This is a genomic window from Pseudomonas crudilactis (assembly GCF_013433315.1).
Taxonomy (GTDB): domain Bacteria; phylum Pseudomonadota; class Gammaproteobacteria; order Pseudomonadales; family Pseudomonadaceae; genus Aquipseudomonas; species Aquipseudomonas crudilactis.
Window position 1 is genome coordinate 1 of the sequence record NZ_WXVV01000010.1, and the last position, 14,913, is coordinate 14,913.

16 protein-coding genes are annotated in these 14,913 nt (G+C 59.7%); 4 read left to right on the plus strand and 12 right to left on the minus strand.

All coding sequences use genetic code 11. The features are described from left to right. Positions 1-323 precede the first annotated feature (323 nt). The 4 genes from GTU76_RS12595 to GTU76_RS12610 form a co-directional block, all read right to left on the minus strand. A complete protein-coding gene (locus GTU76_RS12595; RefSeq protein ID WP_016983036.1) occupies positions 324-839 on the minus strand; it encodes a PaaI family thioesterase in 516 nt (171 codons plus the stop codon). Between the two features lie 8 nt (positions 840-847). Continuing rightward, positions 848-2,005, minus strand: coding sequence for a GGDEF domain-containing protein (locus GTU76_RS12600; protein WP_175554162.1), 1,158 nt, complete (start codon positions 2,003-2,005; stop codon positions 848-850). Positions 2,006-2,143: 138 nt separating this feature from the next. Next, positions 2,144-3,172 carry an NADPH-dependent aldehyde reductase Ahr gene (gene ahr / locus GTU76_RS12605; RefSeq protein ID WP_016983038.1) on the minus strand — a complete coding sequence of 343 codons (1,029 nt, stop codon included), beginning with the start codon at positions 3,170-3,172 and terminating at the stop codon, positions 2,144-2,146. A 52-nt stretch (positions 3,173-3,224) separates the two neighbouring features. Next, the gene (locus GTU76_RS12610; RefSeq protein WP_016983039.1) at positions 3,225-3,473 is read right to left on the minus strand and encodes a hypothetical protein; all 249 of its coding nucleotides are present in this window, start codon (positions 3,471-3,473) and stop codon (positions 3,225-3,227) included. Between the two features lie 170 nt (positions 3,474-3,643). On the opposite strand from GTU76_RS12610, the gene GTU76_RS12615 reads away from it, so the two are divergent. From GTU76_RS12615 to GTU76_RS12625, 3 genes are all read left to right on the plus strand, one after another. Next, entirely contained in the window at positions 3,644-4,288 is a 645-nt protein-coding gene (locus GTU76_RS12615) for an ATPase (protein WP_175554164.1), read from the plus strand. An 86-nt stretch (positions 4,289-4,374) separates the two neighbouring features. Continuing rightward, a complete protein-coding gene (locus tag GTU76_RS12620) occupies positions 4,375-4,716 on the plus strand; it encodes a hypothetical protein (RefSeq protein ID WP_016983042.1) in 342 nt (113 codons plus the stop codon). A 742-nt stretch (positions 4,717-5,458) separates the two neighbouring features. Continuing rightward, positions 5,459-6,100: a LysE family translocator gene (locus GTU76_RS12625; protein ID WP_016984467.1), complete on the plus strand. Its 642-nt coding sequence runs from the start codon at positions 5,459-5,461 to the stop codon at positions 6,098-6,100. On the opposite strand, the gene GTU76_RS12630 is transcribed toward GTU76_RS12625, so the two are convergent. The 7 genes from GTU76_RS12630 to GTU76_RS12660 form a co-directional block, all read right to left on the minus strand. Next, the gene (locus GTU76_RS12630) at positions 6,097-7,290 is read right to left on the minus strand and encodes a GAF domain-containing sensor histidine kinase (protein ID WP_180698728.1); all 1,194 of its coding nucleotides are present in this window, start codon (positions 7,288-7,290) and stop codon (positions 6,097-6,099) included. The two genes, GTU76_RS12625 and GTU76_RS12630, sit on opposite strands and share 4 nt — an antisense overlap. A 130-nt stretch (positions 7,291-7,420) precedes the next feature. Next, positions 7,421-9,598 carry a TonB-dependent siderophore receptor gene (locus GTU76_RS12635; RefSeq protein WP_180698729.1) on the minus strand — a complete coding sequence of 726 codons (2,178 nt, stop codon included), beginning with the start codon at positions 9,596-9,598 and terminating at the stop codon, positions 7,421-7,423. A gap of 274 nt (positions 9,599-9,872) precedes the next feature. After that, positions 9,873-10,712 carry a glutathione-dependent disulfide-bond oxidoreductase gene (yghU, locus tag GTU76_RS12640; protein ID WP_180698730.1) on the minus strand — a complete coding sequence of 280 codons (840 nt, stop codon included), beginning with the start codon at positions 10,710-10,712 and terminating at the stop codon, positions 9,873-9,875. Positions 10,713-10,946: 234 nt separating this feature from the next. Next, complete coding sequence (locus GTU76_RS12645; protein WP_180698731.1) at positions 10,947-11,330, minus strand: hypothetical protein; 384 nt, start codon at positions 11,328-11,330, stop codon at positions 10,947-10,949. 48 nt (positions 11,331-11,378) lie between these two features. Beyond that, positions 11,379-11,789, minus strand: coding sequence for a GFA family protein (locus GTU76_RS12650; RefSeq protein WP_016984473.1), 411 nt, complete (start codon positions 11,787-11,789; stop codon positions 11,379-11,381). A 2-nt stretch (positions 11,790-11,791) separates the two neighbouring features. Further along, positions 11,792-12,868 carry an alpha/beta hydrolase family protein gene (locus GTU76_RS12655; protein ID WP_175554170.1) on the minus strand — a complete coding sequence of 359 codons (1,077 nt, stop codon included), beginning with the start codon at positions 12,866-12,868 and terminating at the stop codon, positions 11,792-11,794. A gap of 88 nt (positions 12,869-12,956) precedes the next feature. Next, the gene (locus GTU76_RS12660; protein ID WP_180698732.1) at positions 12,957-13,868 is read right to left on the minus strand and encodes a LysR family transcriptional regulator; all 912 of its coding nucleotides are present in this window, start codon (positions 13,866-13,868) and stop codon (positions 12,957-12,959) included. Positions 13,869-13,991: 123 nt separating this feature from the next. Between GTU76_RS12660 and GTU76_RS12665 the strand changes: the two genes are divergently transcribed. After that, positions 13,992-14,267 carry a DUF2798 domain-containing protein gene (locus GTU76_RS12665; protein ID WP_175554172.1) on the plus strand — a complete coding sequence of 92 codons (276 nt, stop codon included), beginning with the start codon at positions 13,992-13,994 and terminating at the stop codon, positions 14,265-14,267. 3 nt (positions 14,268-14,270) lie between these two features. On the opposite strand, the gene GTU76_RS12670 is transcribed toward GTU76_RS12665, so the two are convergent. Next, positions 14,271-14,777 (minus strand): cupin, encoded by a 507-nt coding sequence (locus GTU76_RS12670; RefSeq protein WP_175554173.1) that lies wholly within the window; start codon positions 14,775-14,777, stop codon positions 14,271-14,273. Positions 14,778-14,913 lie beyond the last annotated feature (136 nt).

Sequence of the window (14,913 nt, forward strand, 5' to 3'; positions counted from 1 at the left end):
TCTCCCTGAAGAGAGGGAGCCGATTTGTGGGCTTTTCAAAACCAGAGTTCGGTTCGATATCTCAGGTCGGCGTATTTCAACCAGACACCTCGGTCAGTCCCTTCTCCCTGAAGAGAGGGAGCCGATTTGTGGGCTTTTCAAAACCAGAGTTCGGTTCGATATCTCAGGTCGGCGTATTTCAACCAGACACCTCGGTCAGTCCCTTCTCCCTGAAGAGAGGGAGCCGATTTGTGGGCTTTTCAAAACCAGAGTCGACTCGATATCTCAGGTCGGCGTATTTCAACCAGACACCTCGGTCAGTCCCCTCTCCCTCTGGGAGAGGGCTAGGGTGAGGGGCTTTGGCTTTCCCGCCCATGCGCCGCATCCGCCAATTGACCGGTATCGACTCGCACAAACACCGAATCACCCACCGCCGTCAGCACATCCCCCGCATACACCTCACAAATCACTCGTGTCTTGCGCCCAACCTCACCCTCGACTTTCGCCCGCAAAACCAGCGGCACGCCCATCGGTGTCGGCTTGATGAACTTGATCCCAAGGTTACCGGTGACACAGTCAATACGCGGCAGGCTGCCGGGTTCGCGGTTCTCTGCGCGGTAGTGGTAGGCCATGACTGTCCAGTTGGAATGGCAGTCGACCAGCATCGCGATCAAACCGCCGTAGACCAGATCCGGCCAGCCGCAATACTTGGCGTCCGGCAGGTGTTCGGCGATCACGTGCACGCCGTCTTCGTGCCAGTGGCTTTTGACGTGCAGGCCGTGCGGATTACGGCCGCCGCAGCCGTAGCAAACGCCTTCTGGCGCGGCGAGGTCTTGCAGGGGAATATCGAGGCTGGACATGGTTTTTATTATCCTGGCGTGGTGAGGCCGGTCAGGCGCAAGCGATTGCGTCCGCCGCGTTTCGATTCGTAGAGGGCGGCGTCGCCTTGTTCGATCAGTGCCGTCAGATTGGCGGGCGCTTTGTCGAACAGGCTGGCGCCGATGCTCAGGGTCACGGCCGCGGTAGTGGGGAATGTCTGTGAGGTGGTGCTCAGAAACTGCTCGCGCAATGTATTGCCCAGTTCCATGACGCGCTCGCCTGATGTGCTGTTGAGCAGGATGACAAACTCGTCACCGCCCAGACGCGCCGTCAGCGCATTGCGCGGCAGCACCGAGCGGATCATCTCGCTAAGTGCGATCAGCAAACGATCCCCGGCGGTGTGGCCGTACTGGTCGTTGACCAGTTTGAAGTTGTCGATGTCGATCAGCAGCAGGGCGCCGGGATGCTCCGTCGACACCTGTTCAAGCAGGCGCGGTGCGCGTTTTTCCAGGGCGCGGCGGTTGTACAGGGCGGTCAGCGGATCACGCTCGGCGAGGCGGGCGATCTGTTTTTCCCGGCGATAGCGCTCGGTGCCGGTCATCGACAGGGCGATCAACATGATCGCCATCGCACCCTCGACCAGAGAAATCTGGATGATCACGCCACGAAACGCCGCCAGATCGATCAGCGTGCCGGGGATCACCACCGTCAGGGCTTTGGCCACGTAGAAAATCCCGTGACCGAGCAGCACATAGCGCAGCTGCACCGCGCCGACGCTCAACGACTTGCCGTGGGGACGCAGCAGTGAGCTGGCCTTGAGGGTCGCCAGCGCCACCAGCAACGAATTGGCCGCCAGCATGACCTTGGACCACAGCGGCCCGTCCGGCAGCAACAGCATGACCAGCCAGGTGACGAAGATCAGGTACCAGGCCGGCGACAACCGTATCTGGGTAAAGCGTGCCACGCCGAGCAGGAACAGGAAATGCGCGGTTACCAACAAGCCGTTGGCGAACCAGATGCCGATCAATAAAAAGCCGCTACTGCGCAGCAGGGCCAGGGTGGAACCGACGGTGATGGTGGCGAAACCGGCGCTCCAGAACAGCAGCGAAGGCTCACGAATGCTGCGCCATTCGATCGCCAGATACAGCGCGGCGGCGGCTGCGAGGGCAATGGAAATGGTCAACATCGTAGGTGGGTCGAGCGGCATTTCTTGATGCGCCTGTCTGATTGGCAGTGAGACCGGCGATTGTAAGCGTTCGGGCGGTTTTTTCGCAGAGGTCGTGTTGCCGCGCAGACCGCTGGCAGCGGGGAGGGCGCGGCAGGCATCTACCGCCGCGCCGATCCGTTATTGACTGGCGTCGAGCACTACGCGATAGCGCGCCTTGCCGCTGCGTAAATGGTCGACGGCCTCGTTGACCTTGCTCATGGGAAACATCTCGACCTGCGGCAGAATCTGATGCCGCGCGCAAAACTCGAGCATGGTTGCCATGGTCGCCGGCGAACCCACCGGGGAGGCGGAAAGGGATTTCTGTTGGGGAATCAGATTGAACACGTGCACCGGAATCGCGCTGGGCACGATGCCGACGAAGTGCAGGCGGCCGTTGGCGCGCAGCGTGGCGAGCATGGCGGTCCAGTCGAGGTCGGCGTTGGCGCTGACCAGCAGGAAGTCCAGCGTACCGGCAATCGCATTCAGCGCGTTGCTGTCGGTCGAAGCCACGACGTTGTGCGCGCCGAGGCGTTTGGCTTCGTCCTGCTTGTTCAGTGATGAGGTAAACGCGGTGACTTCGCAGCCCCAAGCGTTGAGAAAACGCAAAGCCAAATGGCCTAGGCCGCCAATCCCGACCACGCCGACGCGGTCAGTGGGTTTGACGCCAAATTGCAGCAGCGGATTGAACACCGTGGAACCGGCGCAAAACAATGGCCCGACCATCGCCGGATCGAGATTGTCCGGCACCGGAATCGCCCAGGCCCAATGCGAGCGCAGGCGGTCGGCAAAACCGCCGTTGCTGCCAATGATCGTTGGTTGCGCAGTGCCGCACAGTTGTTGCGAGCCGGAGATGCACGACGAGCAGTGCATGCAGCTGCCCTTGTACCAGCCGATGCCTACTCGCTGACCCATCTTCAGGCCGCGCACCTGCGGGCCCATGCGCACGATTTTGCCGACGGCTTCGTGCCCCGGCACAAACGGATAGCGGCTGATGCCCCAGTCGTTGTCGATCAGCGATTGGTCGGAGTGGCAGACCCCGCAGTATTCCACGGCGATTTCTACGTCTTCTTCGCCCAACGTGCCGGGATCAAAGCTGTAACGCTCCAGTGGTGCACCGGCCGCAGTGGCGGCCCAACCGTTGAAAGTAGTGGGTTCGGTGTTGCTCATGGGGCACCTCCGGTTCGACTGACGGGGACAGCAGCCCGGCAAGTCTAGTCGGTCATGGCGTGGGCGCGAGCCAGGTGTCGACGACGCGGCGATCGAGTTCTTCCCAGTAGGCCATGCCCAGCACGCGGGTGGTGTTCAGGCCGCGCAGGTAGCCGCGCAACTGATTGGCGGTGTCTGTGATGAGCTGTGGGTTGGTGGTGTCCTTGTCCAGCAATACACTTTCGTACTGAACCAGATACTCGGCCACACGCTCGCGAAAATCGGGCAGAACGGCGTCACGGATCAGGTCAAACGTTCTCAAGGCGAACTCCTCATTTCATGTTTTTCTCGTTGTAGTTGAGTGTGTATCAGTCTGCACATCGCGCAACTATTGCTAGAAGTAATAGTGACCATCAAGAAACGCAAGTTCTGCTTTGTCGGTAAACGGCGGAAAATCGCCTTCATCGAACACGCACTCAAGGAATTTGCGCGATGAACACATTGACTCGACTGGCTTTGGTCGCCCTGCTGACGGGCGGAGCACTCTTCACTGCACCGACGTTCGCAGCCGATGCCGGGTCGTGTCACTTCCAGACTCTCACCGGCAGCAGCGCGACATTGCAGCATTCGCAAACCGTCGGCGTGTTGCTCAGCGAGAACACCCTGGACAATCTGCAATACCTTGAGCGTTACCACGACATGGCGGTCAACGGCGCGAAAGATGCGCTCGACTCGCGAATTCGTGAAGCCTTCGTCAGCAGTTCCGATCCGGAACTGGCCATCGACTGGCTGGTGAGTTCGCTGCAACAACAGTTCTTGTCGGTGACCGTTTACGACAACCTCGATGCGCTGGTGCAGGCGCATCCGGACGTGGTGGTGAAACTCGACACCTTCAATCGCTTGCTGACGCAGCAAAACAGCCTCGTCGAAGCACGTTTCACTGCACGCTTCTATGACGCCGACCTGCAATACATCGGCAAGGCTGAAGGTGCTGTCGAGAAACAGTTGCCATCGGTCTGGGTGCATAACCAGGCGGCACCGGCCATCGCTGCGCAGATCGATAAACAGCGTGACCTGCAACTCAACGCCTTGAAGCAATTCGATGTGTCGCTCAAGGCGCTGGTGGCGTCGAGCTGAACACTTAAAACATAAATGGCGACGGCGGCTCCGTGAGGCTGAACCGTTGCCGGTTGAACCGAACCTTTATTTTCAGGATGACACCGATGCGTCTTTTCTTTGTGCCTGCTCTGGCCGTTGCCTCTTTGCTGCTCGCCGGTTGCGCTTCGGCGCCGAATAATCCGAGCCTGACGTTGCAGACCAGCAAGACGCCTGCGCAGTACGCTGATTGTGTTGTGCCGAAGTTGCAGGGTAGCGCGTTGCACCCGACGGTTTCGCAGACTCAGCGCAGTTACCGGATTGTGGTGCCGAGCAAGGTTTCGGCTGACAACGTGCTTGAGGCTTATAAAGCCGGGAATGGCGGCAAGGTGTTTATCTACGAGCGGCATTTGTTGGCTTCGAATCTGTTGCCTTCGAGTTTTGAGCGGGCTGCGCAGGATTGCATCTGATTTTGGCTTTTGTACGTATTTGACTGAGCTCCTTTGGTTGGCCGCAACCAACCAATTTTTTGCCTCGCGCCCTTGTGTGGTTGCGGGGTTTTTTTTTGTTTGGGCTTGGCGGCCTTTGGGCCGACCATGTTCCTGGGGTTTTGGGGGTATATCCGTTGCTTCGGGTGGTGCGCCTGGCGGTTTCGCTCTTACAGCGAGTCCCTTTGGCAAACGCCCCAAAGGAACCAAAGGTCTGGGCCCCGGCGTTCGGCCCTCGCCGTGGCTCGGGTTCCTTCGTTACGGTATATATCCCTCCACTCAGCCTGCCGAAGGGGCCAGCACGGCAAGATCAACAGCTGCAGCCGAGCTAACGCTCATCCTGTTGAGTGGTGGAAGAGCGTGCGGCCGGCTTTGGGTTTGTGCTGGATTTGCCCCTCACCCCAGCCCTCTCCCGAGGGAGAGGGAGCCGATTTGTGGGCTTTTCAATGCCTCAGTTCGACTCGGTATTTCACGTCGGCGTACCTCTCACAATCACCTCGGTCAGTCCCCTCTACCTCTGGGAGAGGGCTAGGGTGAGGGGCTTTTGATTGGATCTGCTGCTGAGCTTGAATTCAGCTCGGTATTTCACGTCGGCGTACCTCTCACAATCACCTCGGTCAGTCCCCTCTCCCTCCGGGAGAGGGCTAGGGTGAGGGGCTTTTGATCTGGGTTATCCGGCAGGTTGCTGTAACATGCGGCATCTTCACTCTTGCGAGCAGCGAAAATGGATTCTCACTCGATATTGACCTTCACTCTGGTCGCCGCAATTGCCATTGCCAGCCCGGGGCCGGCGACTTTGATGGCGATCAACAATAGTCTGGCTCACGGGCAGCGCAGCACGATCTGGTCGTCGCTGGGTAATGCCAGTGGTCTGTTCTGTCTGTCGGCGGCGGCGATGTTGGGGTTGGGGGCGTTGCTGGCCAGTTCGGAAATTCTGTTTAACGCAGTGAAGATCATCGGTGCCGGGTATCTGTTCTACCTCGGCGTCAAGCAGCTGTTCAAAAAGGGCCCGATGCTGCCGGAGGGTGTCGAAGGGGAGGCGAGCAAGGTGCGGCCGACTCGCGGCAAGCTGTACAAGTCGGCGTTCCTGACGGCGGTGACCAACCCCAAGGCGACGATGTTTTTTACTGCGTTGTTTCCGCAGTTCATCGATCAGGGTGCTGCGCTGCTGCCGCAATTTCTGATCCTGACTTCGATTTTCATGGCGCTGTCGGTGTCGTCACTGAGCGTGTACGCCGCGTTGGCCTCCCGCGCCAAGGGCGTGCTGACCCGGCCGGCCTTGTCGCGTTGGGTCAGTCGTGTGGTCGGTTCAACGTTCATCGGTTTTGGCGCGGCGATTCTGACGATGCGTCGGCAGACGGTCTAAACCCATTTGAACCGGGCCGGGAATCTCGCCACAAAGCAGGTGCCCGACTCGCTGTTTGAGGACACGCTCAAGGTGCCGTTGTGTGCCGTGGCGATCTGCGAGGCGATATAAAGCCCCAGCCCCAAGCCTTCGCAACGTTGCCCGGCTTCGGCGCGGGAGAACGGTTCGAACAGCAATGGCATCAGGTGTTCGGGAATCGGCGTGCCCTGATTGGTCAGCGAGAGGACAATTTCGTCGCGCTCGGCGTAAGCCTTGAAAATGATCGGCGTGGCGTTCGAACCGTGGGTAACAGCGTTCCCCAGCAGGTTGGAGAGCAATTGGCTGATGCGCAATGCATCGCAATAGACGCCCGCCGGCACCTCCAGCTCCGCGATGAACGTTGCCTGCGGATGCGACGCTTGCACCTCGGCAAGGGTCAGTTGCAGCGTGTGTTGCAAGTCGTCGACCAGCCTACGCTGCACGGGAATCCCGCCGCCCAGGCGTCCACGGGCAAAGTCGAGGATGTTTTCGATCAGCACGCCCATGCGCACCGAGCTGTTGCGGATCGCCGAAATCAGATTGAGTGAGCGCTTTTCTTCGGTTTTGCTTTCCAGCAGGTCAGCGCTCATGCGAATGGCGCTCAGCGGTGTGCGCAGGTCGTGGCCCAACACCGCAATGAACTGCTCGCGCAGGCGCCCCAGCTCATTGGCGTTGCTCAGTTCGACCTTGGTTGCCTCAAGATGACTTTGCGTATCGAGGCTCATGGCAATCAGTTGGGCGAAGAGGGTGAGCGTCTTGGCGATGGCCGGTTCGTCCAGGTTGGCGGGCACGGAGTCGATGGCGCAGAGGGTGCCGAAGAAGTCGCCATTGGCTTTGACGATGGGGATGGAAATGTAACTCTCCAGTCCATAGGTTTTCGGTGTGTGGTGCAGGGAAAAGATCGGATGCGCGCTGGCGTGACCGAAAATCACCGGCTGCTGATGCTGGCGGATCTCATGGCAAATGGTCGACTCAAGCACCAGTTCGCCACCGGGTTTGAGCCCGAAATCAATCGAATCATCGACGGCGCAGGCCACCCAGTTTCGGTCAGTGACGCGGGCAACTGCAGCGAAACGCATGCCGGTGAGGTGCTTGACCATGCTCAGGATGACCGGCACTGCATCAATGCTGCGGATGGCGTCGATGTCGGGGGTGAATACCGGATTGGTCATGGACGATGCTTCTTGAAGAGTTCGCTCAGAGACTATCTGTTATTGCCAGGCATGACTAATGCGGTAATCAAGAAAGAACAAGGGCGCCACGGATTTCCCGGGCGCCCTTGTGTTTTATTGCCGGTGCGACTCAGAACTTGTACTTGGCCGTCAGCATATAACTGCGCGGGTTGCCGTAGTTGTCGTTGGAACCCCAGGTGACATTGGAGCCGATGGCGGAGTAGTAGACGCGATCAAAGATATTGTTCGCGTTGACCTGCAGATCCAGGTGTTTGTTGACTTCGTACCCAGCCATCAGGTCGGTCACCGCGTAGCCACCCTGTTCGAGGCGATAGCTGCCGTTATTGGCCAGGGCGACATCGTTGTACATCCGGCTCTGCCAGTAAACGTTACCCCCCACGCGCAGGTGTTGCAGCGGACCCTGGAAGCGGTACACGGTGGAGACCTTGAACAGATGCTCTGGCGTGTCTGTTTCGAAACGCTGATTGTTGTTGGCAGGGTTTTCGTCCTTGATGTAGTGCGCACGGGTGTAGGTGTAGCCGGCGCCGACCTGCCAGTTGTCCGTCAGGGCGCCTTGCAGTTCCATGTCGACGCCTTGGCTGCGTACTTTGCCCGATGACCCGTAGCAGGTCAGGACCGGGCAACCGAACTGATTGTCCGCCAGGGTGGCGCGGCCGGTCTGGTCCATCTGGAACACCGCCAGACTGGCGTTGAGGGCGCCGTCGAAGTACTCGCCCTTGATGCCGACTTCGTAGTTTTCACCGACGATCGGCTCGAGCACTTTACCGCCGAGGTCCTTCTGGGTCTGCGGGGTGAAGATGTCGGTATAGCTGGCGTACACCGAGTAGTGGTCGTCGAGCTTGTAGATCAGCCCAGCATAGCGGGTGAGGTTCTTGGTGACCTTGTAGTCGCCATCGGCGGTGCGGTCATCGTAGTCATACCAGTCGAGACGGCCGCCGAGGATCAGCGTCAGCGGGTCGGCCAGGCTCAGGCGGGTGGTCAGGTACACGGCGTCCTGGGTGGTGACGGTGCGGGTTTTGCCGTCCCGCACGAAGTCGGGTTTTGGCGCGCCAATCGGCCAGGCGGTGGTGTACGGGTCGTATTCCTTGGTGGTCGCGTCATACACGCGGTTGCTGGCGCCGACGACCAGTTCATGGCTGCGGCCGAACGCTTCGAATGGGCCACTGGCGAATACGTCGAGCGAGCGCTGTTTGTCGGTGTGATGGGATTGATAGGCCGTGGTTTCCAGCGGGCCGGCGTAGCGCGACAGGTAAGTCCCGGAGAACTCGCCGTCGAGTGTCGAGGTCGAGCCGGCGACGTGCAGTTTCCAGTCGTTGTCGAAACGATGTTCCACTTCACCGAACACCGTGTCGATTTGCAGCTTGCGGTTTTCCCAATCGGTGCCCGGATAGGTGGAGCGAGGCAGGTCGAGGTGATGGCCGTTGGTGCCGATCGGCAAGCCGCCCCAGAAATAGTTGGTCTGTTCATTCTGCCGCGAGAAACCGAGGGTCGCGGTGGTGCTGTCGCTCAGGTCGGCTTCACCGATGGCGTAGAACAAGCCATGGTCGTTCTCTTCCTTGTCGCGGAAGCTGTCGGCGCCCTGATAGGAGCTGACCACGCGGCCGCGCAAGGTGCCGCTTTCGTTCAACGGGCTGGACGCGTCGATTTCGCCACGGTAGTCATCCCAACTGCCGGCGGCGCCGGTGAGGGTCACGCGTTGATCGGCAGTCGGGCGTTTGCGCACCAGGTTGATCGCCGCCGAAGGATTGCCGGCACCGGTGACCAGACCGGTCGCACCACGGACGATTTCGACGCGGTCGAACATCGCCAGATTGGGTTGCACTGCCATCGAGAACGGCGAGTACGAACTCGGCAGGCCGTCGTACATGATGGTGTCGATGTCGAAACCGCGCGAGCTGTACGTCTGCCGACCCGGGCCGCTGGCCTGGCTGAGGAACAACCCCGGCGTGCCTTTCACCACGTCGTTGATGCTGGTCATGTTCTGGTCGTCCATCCGTTGACGGGTAATCACCGTCACCGCCTGAGGCGTTTCGCGCATGGTCAGCGACAGCTTGGTTGCCGTGCGCATCGGGCCGGTGGTGTAGGACTGAGTGTCTTCGGTAGTGCTGCTCATCTGGGTGGCGTCGATTTCGGTGGCGTCCAGTTCCAGCGTGGCCGGGGCGGCTTTGACAGGCGTGGCGGGCGTTATCTCATCGGCCAGCGCCGGTGCGATGCTGGCCATGCAGACGGCGAGCGCGAGAAGGTTCGGTGAAAGGTTCGAGCGACGGTGAATGGTGTGAAACGACATCAATTTGCTTCCCCAAATGATACGAAAACGAATCTAGTGCGAGTGCGTGTAGGAATTATTCGCATTAGTCTGTCAGATCATTCCGGGTGAAGAAAGCCGTACGGCTCAGTTAGTTAATGAATTTTTCACACTTGTGCGACCGCTCTGCGTCGCGGGTTGGCGCAGGGTCGTGGTTTTTTGGGGGGCGAATGAGGTGCAGCAGACCGCTCACAAAGGTCTGTGATCGGCGCTGCTGACGGTCTTGCTCAGTGGATGCATGTGGCGAAAAGCGTTGTCAGTTCAGATCGCTGGCGTCGTGCCGCTCGGGCACTTGAGTTGCCTCATCGCCCCACGTACGGTTGACCCGTTGCCCGCGAATCACCGCCGGTCGTTGAGCGATGTCCTCTGCCCAGCGCTGCACATGGGTGTATTCGTGAGCCGCCAAAAACTCGGCCGCCGAGTAGACATTGTTGCGCACCAATTGCCCGTACCACGGCCAGACCGCGATGTCGGCAATGGTGTAACTGTCGCCGGCCAGATAAGCACTTTCGGCCAAGCGCCGATCAAGCACATCCAGTTGGCGCTTGGCTTCCATGGTGAAGCGGTTGATCGGGTACTCCATTTTTTCCGGTGCGTAGGCATAGAAATGCCCGAAACCGCCGCCCAGATACGGCGCCGAGCCCATCTGCCAGAACAGCCAGTTCAACGTTTCGGCACGGCCGGCCGGGTCTTTCGGCAGGAAGGCGCCAAATTTTTCCGCCAGATACAGCAGGATCGAACCCGACTCGAACACACGAATCGGTGGTTCAACGCTTCGGTCCAGCAGCGCCGGGATTTTCGAATTCGGATTGATCTCGACAAACCCGCTGGAGAACTGATCGCCTTCGCCAATGCGGATCAGCCACGCATCGTACTCGGCACCGTTGTGACCCAACGCCAACAGCTCTTCGAGCAGAATCGTCACTTTGACGCCGTTGGGCGTGGCCAGTGAATACAGCTGCAAAGGATGCTTGCCGACCGGCAGCGTCTTGTCATGGGTAGGACCGGCAATCGGCCGATTGATACTGGCGAACTGGCCACCGGACGGGGCTTCGTTTTTCCAGACCTGGGGCGGAACGTACGGCGTTTTGCTCATGTAAGGGGCCTCATCGTTGGCGAGTGGAAAAATACCTGCTGAGAATAGACAGGACACCACAGAACCCGCTTCCTGTTCCAGAGCGCGATGGATTTCTGTGCTTGCAATTGCCCGCTGCACTGAGACTGGCCAAATCACCACGGCCGTTCGAGAACTGCGCCAACAGCACAGCCTTCAGGACATGGCTGAGTCAGGTCGACGGTGATTTGCACCGCGATTGATCGGTCGCATCAGTCATTTCGCGCGCAGGTAGCGAACCCATTCGCTGGCTTTCCTGAGGCCATAAAAACTAAGGATCGAGACGGCGATCACTGCGATCATCGGCCCGATCACACCCAGCCCTGTGGTCACCTGGGTGTAGGCAGCGAGGGCCAGGGCAAGCACCGCATAGCCGGCGAGGTACTTCCTGTAGGCGATCAAGAGCATTGGCACCATCAGGACGACGAACAGATGAGTGGAGATGGTGATCAGGATTTCTGCGGTCAATTGAACAGGCACGCTGCCCATGGATGCCTGAGCCATGGTTATTTCGGCGTCGTACAGCAACATCTGCAGCGCAATGACGGTTATTGCGGCCGTTACCAGCGCAGAGAAGGCCGCTATTTTTGAGCGTTTCATCTGATCTCCAAAGGGTGAAGCAACGTCTGATGAATGAATCTTTCAGGCTCAGCGCTGTGGCCATTGATCCTTGATTTCAAACCATGGCGCCTTCGATGTCACTTCGACGTGTTGCTGTTTTTCGGTGGTGAACGTTGTGTCCAGCGTACCCAGCGCTACGGAGATCCAGCCGCTGTATTGGCCTTGATTGTTTGCCCAGAACAGCGACGAGCCGCAGTTCAGGCAAAACTGCCGTTGTACCGATTGCGAAGACTGATAGGCCTTGAGCTGTTCGGCGCCCTCCAGCAATTCCAGATTCTGGCGCAGCACGCTGCCATAGCTGGCGAACGCCGCGCCGTGGCTTTTGCGGCATTGGCTGCAATGGCAGTGCGAAAGTGCTTTGGGCCGTGAGCGAATCTGGTATTTCACCGCTCCGCACAGGCAGCTGCCCCGGAAGGTCTGAGGGGAGGGCGTCAGCATTGTTATCGGGGATCCTGGTAAGTGATGGCTGGTTTCAAGCGGTCAGGTGGCGGCGCCAGAAACCCGGTGATCAGGGAAATCACCTGTTGCTGGATCTCTGCGCGTGGGCGGCCACCCTCGCCATCGGTGCAGATAATGCTGTCGCCCGGCACATCTTCGTCGAGCATGGGCATGGCGCCAGGTTTGCAGATTGCCATGAAACTGAAGTGACTGGCGTCGCCGATCTCGACGAAACGCGATGAGGTTTTTGGCAGGCGTTTGGCGAGGTCGACGGATTCCAGTTCAGCGGGCAGTTCTTTCGACGGCACGCCGGCAGCGATGACGAGGATCGGTACGGGGTAGGCCGCGAGGCTGGCGTCGGTCATCCCGCGCGACAGGCCCAGATCCAGTGAAACCACGGCAGTGACGCGCTTGTCACGCCAATCGGCGGCCAACCGGGCTTTCGATTGCGCGGTGCTCGCTGTGTTCATCTGCTGGTACGCCGTGCAACTGGACAGTTGCGGATGGACTTTGCAGTCTTCGGCAAAACGCTCGGGGTCGAAGCGTGCGCCGCCGGCTTCGAGCACGGTCCAGCCGCCGAGAGAATGGCCGACGATGGCAATGCGATCCTTGGCCACCGCGCCGAATTTTTCCGGTTGCGCCGTCACCGCATCGATGGCGCGGCTCAGGTCGACGGGACGTTGCCACAACAGCGCCGCGGCTTGCGGGCTGCGATCGCGACTGGTGGTGCCGGGGTGGTTGACCGCTGCGACGATGTAACCCTGATGGGCCAGCGCACTGGCCAGCCAGGTCTGGTTGATCCAGCTTCCGCCGTTGCCGTGGGAAAGCACCACCAATGGATGCGCGCCGCTGGCGGCGGGGGCATCGAGCACCGCAGGAGCGCCGACGAATACCGGGTTGTCGCCGAACAATTGAGGCTTCGCATCGTTGGTCGCACTCGGGTACCAGACGACCATTTCCACCGGGCGCTCATTGTTCGGATCCGCCAGCGTGGCGTACTGGAAACCGACGGGGCGGGTGTCAGCGAATACGTAGCTGCTGAAGCAGATCAATAGCAGAGCGCCAAAAGACTTTTTCATTGTTGTTATCTTCCGTGATGGGCCGGACGGGCGTGGTGGACTTTGCCCGATTTCGCGCACTTCGGCGAGCCTCTTTGAGCCCTGCGTCTTAAACATTTTCCAGCGGCCAGCGCGCGGCCAGATGCGCGGTCAGATAATCCAGAAAGGCTTTGACCTTCGGCGTCATTGCCGCGCGCTCCTGCACGCAGGCGTAGATGTCCATCGGCTGGACGACGCTGTGTTCAAGCAGCGACACCAGTTGCCCGCTCGCCAGATAAGGTGCAGCCACAAACTCTGCCAGCCTTGTGATCCCGGCGCCGTGGACCGCCATTTGCGCCAGAGCATCGATATCATCGCTGATGGCGGTGGCATTGATATTGGCGTCGAAATGCTGACCGTCGCGGACAAAACTCCAGCGCAGAAAACGCCCGTCCAGTGGATAACGAAACGCCAGGCAGGCGTGGTTCTGCAAATCATCAGGCGATTGCGGCCACCCGGCGCGCTGCAGATAAGCCGGCGCAGCGCACATGATGAAGGGCAGCGAAACGATCTTGCGCGCGACGATGCCGTCCTCCAGTTGTGGCTTGATCCGCAGGCTCAGATCGATGCCGTCCTGGATGTGATTGATCTTGCCATTGGTGGTCGAGAGTTCGATGAGCAGGCGCGGTTGTTGTGCGGCGAAACCAGCGATCAGTGACGCCAGTACATGGCGGCCGAACGCGGATGTCGAGGCGATGCTCAGACGGCCCTGCAACTCGGTTTCATCGCTAATGATGGAGCTCTGCGCGGACTCCAGATCCGCTGCAATCCGGCGGACTTTCTCGTAATACACCGCACCGTTTTCGGTGAGTGCCATGCTGCGTGTGGTGCGTTGCAGCAGACGTACGCCGAGGTGTGCTTCCAGCCGATTGATCGTCTGGCTCACCGCCGCCGCACTGACGCCCAGCGTCTTGGCGGCGCCGACAATCGAGCCGGCTTCGACCACTTTGATAAAACTGGCAATCGCCGCTAACAGATTCATCCATGGCCCGTTGAGGGTTGATTCGTAAGTTCTGCTTTATAAAGTACCTGCGGTTGAGCGTCTAGTTTTGGCGGATCGGCGTTGCTAACGTGCGGTCTCCCCGTCAATGGATGGAAAAGCCATATGAATCAACCGACAAGCTCCGAAGCCCTGGTCATCAGCCGTCGCAAGCTATCGCCACGTGCCACGCCGTATGTGTTTGCGCTGTACATGGCGACGATCATGGCGTTTTTGATGTCGCTGGTGATTACCGCCGCCAACTCCGGCATTGATAACGATTACCTGAATAATGCGTTGCACGCCTACAAGCTGGCGATGCCTGCGGCGTTCCTGTGCATCCTCATCGTGCGGCCGATCGTGATCAAACTGGTGGCGTGGACGGTGCATCCGCATCGTTGAGGATTATTCGCGCCAGTATTGCCCTACAGCGCCTTGCGCCCCCTGCACAGGATCGCTTTGCGGGAATGGCAACTTCGCGATTTTTTCCAGTTGCTCGCGACTGGGGGCCTCGCGACAGATATCGGCGTGCTGGCCCGGTGGATAGGCGCCGACCACCAGAAAGTCGGCGCTGCAACTCAGGTTGCAATGGCCGGTGCCAGCGGGCAACAGCAACACATCACCAGCGCTGATCGGCACAACATGTCCGTCGGGTCCGCCCAGCATCAATTGCGCATGGCCAGCCGCAACACCTAGCACTTCATGGCCTTCGGTGTGGTAGTGATGGAAGTCATAGACCCCGTAGCGCCATTGCGGCGGCCAGCCGTTGGCGCGGAAGGTTTGTTCGAACAGGGCGGCGGGATCGCTGCCCTTGAGTTCAATCGCTTGTGGGTAGATCAACGCCGGCAGACGCGGGTTGTTCGGGACCCAGTCGTTGCGTTCCAGCTGCAGGGTTTGTACGGGCGTGGGCATGCTGTTCTCCTGTTCTGGCGTATTGACTGTTCCGGCGCCGTCGCGAGCAGGCTCGCTCCCACATTCAGACCGCAATCCCCTTGTTGGAGCGAGCCTGCTCGCGAATGGCCGCGCCGCTTATTCAACGGCTAAAGGG